This window comes from Phenylobacterium sp. CCH9-H3, from assembly GCF_001557235.1.
Classification (GTDB): domain Bacteria; phylum Pseudomonadota; class Alphaproteobacteria; order Caulobacterales; family Caulobacteraceae; genus Phenylobacterium.
In genome coordinates, this window is record NZ_LSJI01000181.1 from 1 (window position 1) to 7350 (window position 7350).

General features: G+C 70.0%; 8 protein-coding genes. 1 reads left to right on the top strand and 7 read right to left on the bottom strand.

The genetic code is table 11. The features are described from left to right. Nucleotides 1–435: 435 nt before the first annotated feature. The 6 genes from AX721_RS16810 to fabD form a co-directional block, all read right to left on the bottom strand. Nucleotides 436–1317 carry a YicC/YloC family endoribonuclease gene (locus tag AX721_RS16810; protein WP_068877149.1) on the bottom strand — a complete coding sequence of 294 codons (882 nt, stop codon included), beginning with the start codon at nt 1315–1317 and terminating at the stop codon, nt 436–438. Nucleotides 1318–1573: 256 nt separating this feature from the next. After that, entirely contained in the window at nt 1574–2581 is a 1008-nt protein-coding gene (mltG, locus tag AX721_RS16815) for an endolytic transglycosylase MltG (RefSeq protein WP_068877150.1), read from the bottom strand. Further along, nucleotides 2578–3861: a beta-ketoacyl-ACP synthase II gene (fabF, locus tag AX721_RS16820; RefSeq protein ID WP_068877151.1), complete on the bottom strand. Its 1284-nt coding sequence runs from the start codon at nt 3859–3861 to the stop codon at nt 2578–2580. The genes mltG and fabF overlap by 4 nt, the downstream gene beginning before the upstream one ends. Nucleotides 3862–3953: 92 nt before the next feature. Further along, on the bottom strand, nt 3954–4193 hold the full coding sequence (locus AX721_RS16825; RefSeq protein WP_068877152.1) for an acyl carrier protein: 240 nt from the start codon (nt 4191–4193) through the stop codon (nt 3954–3956). Between the two features lie 120 nt (nt 4194–4313). Then, nucleotides 4314–5054: a 3-oxoacyl-[acyl-carrier-protein] reductase gene (gene fabG, locus AX721_RS16830; RefSeq protein ID WP_068877153.1), complete on the bottom strand. Its 741-nt coding sequence runs from the start codon at nt 5052–5054 to the stop codon at nt 4314–4316. 9 nt (nt 5055–5063) lie between these two features. Then, a complete protein-coding gene (gene fabD, locus AX721_RS16835) occupies nt 5064–6008 on the bottom strand; it encodes an ACP S-malonyltransferase (RefSeq protein ID WP_068877154.1) in 945 nt (314 codons plus the stop codon). 86 nt (nt 6009–6094) lie between these two features. On the opposite strand from fabD, the gene AX721_RS16840 reads away from it, so the two are divergent. Next, entirely contained in the window at nt 6095–7174 is a 1080-nt protein-coding gene (locus AX721_RS16840) for a zinc-binding dehydrogenase (RefSeq protein WP_068877155.1), read from the top strand. On the opposite strand, the gene AX721_RS28015 is transcribed toward AX721_RS16840, so the two are convergent. Continuing rightward, nucleotides 7171–7350, bottom strand: a 180-nt coding sequence (locus AX721_RS28015; protein ID WP_197422616.1) for a hypothetical protein, incomplete at its 5' end; no start/stop codon positions are given. The two genes, AX721_RS16840 and AX721_RS28015, sit on opposite strands and share 4 nt — an antisense overlap.

A 7350-nucleotide genomic window follows, 5' to 3' on the forward strand; every position in this document is an offset into this window, starting at 1 on the left:
CGGGCTCGACACCAGGAGCAGCAGCCCCCGCCGCACCGTCTCCCAAGGCTTATGATGATCGTCCGGCGTCAACCCACTGCCCCTCTGGCCGCGAAGCCGCCCTTAGACACCAAGTCCCCGCCGCCCGCCAAGCGCGCCGCGGGCGTGCGTGTCCTGAACCACGAACCACACGAACCCCACGAACGGGCCCAGGCATCTCGGACCTTGCCGCCCCGCGCCGCAGGCGCTGTCAGTTGAACCGCAGAAAACGCAGAACAAAGACCCAGGCGCGCGTCCCGCCTCGACCCCGGCCTTCTGCGTCCTTCTGCGTCTTCTGCGGTTGAATCATATCGGCGCTGGCACGCAAGAAGACCTCCGGCCTCGCAGCCCGCACGACCCGTTCGTGTGGTTCGTGTGGTTCGTGGTTGAACGCACGCCCCCCGCCGCGCCCCCGCGCTATTCCACATTCTGCACCTGCTCGCGGAACTGCTCTATGGTCGCCTTCAGGTCCAGGCCCACCGCCGTCAGGGCCCCGGCCTGCGACTTGGAGCACAGGGTATTGGCCTCGCGCATGAACTCCTGGGTCAGGAAGTCCAGCCGCCGGCCCACCGCCCCATCCGACGCCAGCAGCCCGCGGGCCGCCTCCACGTGGGTGCGCAGCCGGTCCAGCTCCTCCTGCACGTCGGCCTTCACCGCCATGGCGGCGGCCTCCTGCACGATCCGCTCCTCGGTGGCCGCCTCGCCGGCCAGCTCCTTCAGCCGCGCCTCGAAGCGGGCCTTGATCGCCGCCGGCTGGCCGGCCGCCACGTCCCGCGCCTGCCCGGCCAGGTCGCCGATCCGGTCCACCTGGGCGTGCAGCACGCTCAGCAGGGCCGTCCCCTCTTCCCGCCGGGCGGCGGCCAGGCCATCCAGGGCCACGGCGATGCTGGCGGCCATGGCGGCCTCGACCTCGGCCTGCACCTCCGGGTCCAGCCCCGCGTCGTCCGCCTCGATTACGCCCCGCAGCGACAGCAGCCCGTCCAGGCTGGGCGGCATGATCCGCCCGTCCTGCATGAACGGCGCGCCCAGGGCCAGGTAGCGCTCCAGCTGCTCCACGTTCACCCGCACCTGCGCCGCGCCCTCGCTGCGCTTGGCGTTGAGGCCCACGGTCAGGTTGCCGCGCTGGAAGCGGGCCTGGGCGCCCTCGCGCGCGGCCCGGTCCAGGGTCTCGAACCCCGGCGGCCCGCGGAACCGGACCTCCAGGTTCCGGCCGTTGACGCTCCGCGCCTCGACCGCCCACGTCCACCCGGCGTGCGCCCCCTCGGCCCGCCCAAACCCCGTCATCCCCGAGATCGGCATCAGCTCTCACCCCGCGCCGCAGGCGCCGTCAATTGAACCGCAGAAAACGCAGAAAGCGCAGAAGAAGAATGATCGTAGCGCAGTCCCGGCCGCGACCCCGGCTTTCTGCGATCTTCTGCGTTTTCTGCGGTTGAATCATACGGGCGCTGACGCGCCGGACCGCCCGCAGCCTCACAGCCCGCACGGCCCGTTCGTGTGGTTCGTGTGGTTCGTGGTCGACGCCAGGCACCCCGACGCCCCACAGCGCCGCGGACCATCACCGCCCGCCCGTCGCCGCGCGGTCGCGTTCGATCTGGCGCCAGCGCTGGACGTTCTTCTCGTGCTGTTCGTAGGTGGTGGCGAAGGCGTGGCCGCCCGTCCCGTCCGCCACGAAATAGAGCTCGTCCGTCTTCGGCGGGTTCAGCACCGCCGCCAGGGACTCCCGCCCGGGGTTAGCGATCGGCCCCGGCGGCAGGCCGGCCACCTTGTACGAGTTCCAGGGGCTCTCGGCGGCCAGTTCCGAGGCGCGGATGCCCCGCCCCAGCGGCCGGCCCTTGGTCAGGCCATAGATGATCGTCGGGTCGCTCTGCAGCAGCATCCCGGCCCGCAGGCGGTTGATGAAGATCGCCGCCACCCGCGGCCGCTCCGCCGCCACGCCCGTCTCCTTCTCGACGATGGAGGCCAGGATCACCGCCTCCTGCGGCGTGGCCAGCGGCAGGCCCGGCTGGCGTTCGGCCCACAGCTTGGCCAGCACCTCGTCGTGCGCCTTGCGCATCCGCTGGATCACCGCCTCGCGGCTCTCCCCGCGCTGGATGTCGTAGGTGTCGGGCAGGACCGAGCCCTCGGGCGGTTCCGTGGCGGTTCCGGTCAGCACGGGCGAGGCGTTCACCGCGTCCAGCACCATGCCGCTGGTCCAGCCCTCGGGGATCGTGATCGATCGGCGCACCACCTTGCCGGCGCGGATGTCGCCCAGCACCTTGGCCATGGAGGCGCCGGTGCGGAACTCGTACTCGCCCGCCTTCAGGTCGCCCGCCGCGCCCGTCACCCGCGCCGCCAGGGCGAAGAGGCCCGCCGACGAGATCACCCCGGCCGCCTGCAGCGTCTCGCCGATCCGGCTCACGCCCGATCCGCGCTCCAGCACTACCACGGTGGAGGCGCCCTCCCGGGCCTTGGGGCCCGGTCCGGCGTAGGTCCAGACCCCCGCCAGGGCGATCAGCATGGCCAGGCCCAGGGCGATCAGGGCGCCCCCGCCCGCGGCCCTCCTGCTGATCCGGCCGCGGCTCACGCGTACTTCTTGAAGATCACCGAGGCGTTGGTGCCGCCGAAGCCGAAGCTGTTCGACAGCGCCACATTGATCTCCATCGGCTTGGCCTTGTGGGCCACCAGGTCGATGGGCGTCTCGACGGAGGGGTTGTCCAGGTTGATGGTCGGCGGGGCGATCTGGTCGCGGATCGCCAGGCAGCTGAACGCCGCCTCGATGGCGCCGGCCGCGCCCAGGAGGTGCCCGGTGGCCGACTTGGTGGAGCTCATGGTGGCCTTGGCCGCCGCATTGCCCAGGAGCCGCTCGACCGCGCCCAGCTCGATCTCGTCGCCCAGGGGCGTGGAGGTGCCGTGGGCGTTGATGTAGTCGATGTCGCCCGGGTCGATGCCGGCGTCCTTGATGGCCGCCTTCATGGCCCGGAAGCCGCCGTCGCCGTCCTCGGCCGGGGCGGTGATGTGATAGGCGTCGCCCGCCAGGCCGTAGCCGATGATCTCGGCGTAGATCTTGGCCCCGCGGGCCTTGGCGTGCTCCAGCTCCTCCAGCACCAGGATGCCGGCGCCCTCGCCCATGACGAAGCCGTCGCGGTCCTTGTCGTAGGGGCGGCTGGCCTTGGTGGGCTCGTCGTTGAAGCCGGTCGACATGGCGCGGCAGGCGATGAAGCCGGCGATGCCCACCGGCACCACGCTGGCTTCCGCCCCGCCAGCGATCATCACGTCGGCGTCGCCGTACTTGATCAGCCGGGCCGCGTCGCCGATGGCGTGGGCGCCCGTGGCGCAGGCGGTGACTACGGCGTGGTTGGGGCCCTTGAAGCCGTAGCGGATCGAGACCTGGCCCGAGACCAGGTTGATCAGGGCCGAGGGGATGAAGAACGGGCTGACCCGGCGGGGGCCCTTCTCGTGCAGCTCGATGGCCGTCTCGGCGATGGTGCCGAGACCCCCGATGCCCGAGCCGATCATGACGCCGGTCCGCTCGCGGTCCTCGTCGGTCTTGGGCTCCCAGCCCGAATCCTTCACCGCCTCGTCCGCTGCGGCGATGCCGTAGAGGATGAAGTCGTCGACCCGGCGGCGGTCCTTCGGCGACAGGGTCTGGTCGGGGTCGAACGAGCCCGGAATGTCCGGCCCGCCCCCGCCGCGGCCGTCCACGCGGGGCACTTCGCACGCCACCTTGCAGGCGTAGTCGGACACATCGAAGGCCGTGATGTTCCCGGCCCCGGACTTGCCCTCCAGGATCTTCTTCCAGCTCAGTTCGGTCCCCTGCCCCAGCGGGGTGAGGAGCCCGATGCCGGTGACGACGACTCGACGCATGGCGATGACCTCAGAAACGGAACCGCCGCGCCATCGGGTCTTCCCCAGCGACGCGGCGGCTCTTTGATTCCAGGAACTTAGTCCGGACGGGCTTAGCCGCCCAGCCGCTCTTGAATGAACTTCACGGCGTCGCCGACGGTCTGGATATGCTCCGCCGCGTCGTCCGGGATCTCGATGTCGAACTCCTCTTCGAAGGCCATGACCAGCTCGACGTTGTCGAGGCTGTCGGCGCCGAGGTCGTCGATGAAGGAAGCCTTCTCGGTGACCTTCTCGGGGTCGGCATCGAGGTGTTCGATCACAATCTTACGGACGCGTTCAAGAACGTCGGACATTTGGTAGGTCCCTCAGGGCTTAGTCAGTGCTTGCATCGACGACGGGGACCGTGAAGTCAACTGTCGCCTTGGTGATCGAATTCGGGCGCCGGGTAGCATGTTCCGGACGCCCCGCGATAGTCAGATCATGGCCATGCCGCCGTTGACGTGCAGGGTCTGGCCGGTGACGTACCCGGCTTCGTCGGACGCCAGATAGGCGCAAGCGGCCGCCACGTCACCCCCCGCCCCCAGCCGGCCCGCTGGGATGGTGGCCAGGATTCCGGCCCGTTGCTGCTCGTTAAGCGCGTCGGTCATGGGGCTCGCGATGAAGCCCGGGGCCACGCAGTTGACCGTGATCCCGCGGGTGGCGACCTCCTGGGCCAGCGCCTTCGAGAACCCGATCATACCCGCCTTCGACGCCGCGTAGTTCGCCTGGCCAGGATTGCCGGTCACGCCGACGACGGAGGTGATGCCGATGATGCGGCCGAAGCGGCGCTTCATCATTCCGCGCATGGCGGCGCGGCTGAGGCGGAAGTAGCTCTCCAGGTTGACCTTGAGCACCGTCTCCCAGTCCTCGTCCTTCATCCGCATCAGAAGGCCGTCCTTCGTGATCCCCGCGTTGGCCACGAGGATGTCGAGCGGACGACCCGAGGCCGCCTCGGCCGCTTCGATCAGACCGTCGACGGCCGCCGAATCGGCCAGGTTGGCCGCGGCCACGGAAGCCCGCTCGCCGAGCCGGCTCGCGAGGTCCCGCAAGACGGGCTCCCGGGTTCCGGAGAGCACCACATGGGCGCCCTGGGCATGGAGGGTGGTGGCGATCTCGATGCCGATGCCGCCCGTGGCGCCGGTGACGAGGGCGGTCTTGCCGGTGAGTTCGAACATGGGCGCCTCTTAGAGCGACTTGGCGAAAGCTTCGAGGTCGGCGGGGCCGTTCAGGGGAACGGCTTCCGCATCGGGAGCGATCCGTTTGGCCATGCCCGACAGCACCTTGCCGGCGCCCGCCTCCGCGAAGCGGGTGACGCCGCCCGTCTCGGCCATCCAGATCATGCTTTCGCGCCAGCGGACGCGGCCCGTGACCTGTTCCACCAGCATCCGGCGGATCGCCTCCGGGTCGTTCGTGGGGGTTGCGATGACGTTGGCCACCAGCGGCGCACGCGGCGCGATGATCGTGGCGCCGGCCAGAGCTTCGGCCATCTCGTCGGCCGCCGGCTGCATCAGCGGGCAGTGGAAGGGCGCCGAGACGTTGAGCGGGATCGCGCGCGCGCCCAGCTCCTTGGCCTTCTCGATGGCCTTGTCGACGGCCGCCTTGGCCCCGGAGATGACGACGTTGCCGTTGTTGTTGTCGTTGGCCACGACGCAGACTCCAACCTCCGCGCCGGCGTTCGCGGCTTCTTCGGCCAAGGCGAGGTCGGTCTTCGGACCGATCAGCGACGCCATGGCGCCCTGCCCCACCGGCACGGCCCGCTGCATGGCCTGGCCGCGCAGCTTCAGCAGGCGCGCGGTGTCCGAAAGGCTGATGGCGCCGGCAGCGGCCAGGGCGGAATATTCCCCCAGGCTGTGGCCCGCCACGAACGCCGCCTTTTCGACGCTCACGCCAAATTCCTTCTCGAGCGTCCGCATCGCCGCCATGCTGACCGCCATCAGCGCGGGCTGGGCGTTCTCGGTGAGCGTGAGCTGATCCTCGGGACCGTCCTTCATCAGCGCGAACAGCTTCTGCTTCAGCGCCTCGTCGACTTCCTGGAAGACCTCGCGGGCCGACGCGAAAGCTTCGGCCAGGTCCTGGCCCATGCCGACGGCCTGGCTGCCTTGTCCGGGAAAGAGAAAGGCGAGGGTCATGGCGACACCGCTCCTGGTGATTCCGAGGCGCGAGGGTTAGGGGATACAACTGCCAAGAACAAGAATGACAAGTTGGGAAGTAACGCATGAAGGCCGTGATCCGACGCGACAAGCGACTGGTCTGCGACGAGATCGCGGACCTCAGGCCCGCCGAGGGACAGGTGCTGGTGAAGACCCTGGCCTGCGGGATCTGCGGCTCCGATCTGCACGCCCTGCACCACATGGAGCACATGATCGACCTGTCGCGCCGGGCCGGGGCGCCTGACAACGGCTTCGATCCCGCCGCCGACACCGTGTTCGGCCACGAGTTCTGCGCCGAGATCCTGGATCATGGCCCGGGCTCGCTGAAGGCCCTCAAGGCCGGAACGCGGGTCGTCAGCGTTCCCGTCACGATGCACGGCGGGGGGATCGAGGCGTTGGGCTTCTCCAACCGGCTGCCGGGCGGCTTCGCCGAACAGATGCTGTTGACGGAGGCCATGATGCTGGAGGTCCCCAACGGCCTGCCGACGGACAAGGCGGCCCTGACCGAGCCCTTCGCGGTCGGCGCCCACGCGGTCGCCAAGGCCAAGCTGGAGCCCAAGTCGGTTTCGCTCGTGGTCGGCTGCGGACCGGTCGGGCTCGCCGTGATCGCGGCGCTCAAGGCTCAGGGGTACGGCCCGGTCATCGCGGCCGATTTCTCGCCCCGTCGCCGGGCCGCGGCCGAGAAGCTGGGCGCCGACGTCGTGGTCGATCCCGCAGTCGAGAACCCCCACGAGCGCTGGGAGACGCGGGGCGTCCCGCGCAGCCGCGCCGCCCAGACGATGATGCGGATGATGGGCAACGCCATCGCCCAGCCGGTGGTCTTCGAATGCGTGGGCTCGCCCGGGGTCCTGCAGGCCCTGATCGAGGCCGCGCCCGCCGGCGCCCAGATCGTCGTGGCCGGCGTCTGCATGGAGACCGACAAGATCGAGCCGTCGATCGCCATCACCAAGGAGATCGAACTCACCTTCGTGTTCGGCTACACGCCCGAGGAATTCGCCCTCACCCTGCGCCAGCTGGCCGAAGGTGTGATCGACGTTTCAGGCCTCGTGACCGGATCCGTGGCGCTCGACGGCGTGGCCGGGGCGTTCACGGCGCTTGGCGACCCCGAGGCGCACGTGAAGATCCTGGTGCGGCCGAACGGCTAGAGCCCGGGCGCCCGGCCGGGGTGGTCCCGCATATAGGCCTGGGCCGCAGCGGTCAGCGCCGGCGAGGCGAGGCCGTCGATCGGGCCGATGTAGTACCCCTGCTGGGCGAGGTAGGTCTGCGTATCGACCAGGGAGACCTGCTCGGCGGGTGCGACTTCGGACGTGGTCTCCAGTCG

Bases quoted from the DNA above. Each gene is read 5' to 3' on its own strand.
- AX721_RS16810 (WP_068877149.1), bottom strand. From the start codon at position 1,317: ATGCCGATCTCGGGGATGACGGGGTTTGGGCGGGCCGAGGGGGCGCAC.
- fabF (WP_068877151.1), bottom strand. From the start codon at position 3,861: ATGCGTCGAGTCGTCGTCACCGGCATCGGGCTCCTCACCCCGCTGGGG.
- AX721_RS16825 (WP_068877152.1), bottom strand. From the start codon at position 4,193: ATGTCCGACGTTCTTGAACGCGTCCGTAAGATTGTGATCGAACACCTC.
- fabG (WP_068877153.1), bottom strand. From the start codon at position 5,054: ATGTTCGAACTCACCGGCAAGACCGCCCTCGTCACCGGCGCCACGGGC.
- fabD (WP_068877154.1), bottom strand. From the start codon at position 6,008: ATGACCCTCGCCTTTCTCTTTCCCGGACAAGGCAGCCAGGCCGTCGGC.
- AX721_RS16840 (WP_068877155.1), top strand. From the start codon at position 6,095: ATGAAGGCCGTGATCCGACGCGACAAGCGACTGGTCTGCGACGAGATC.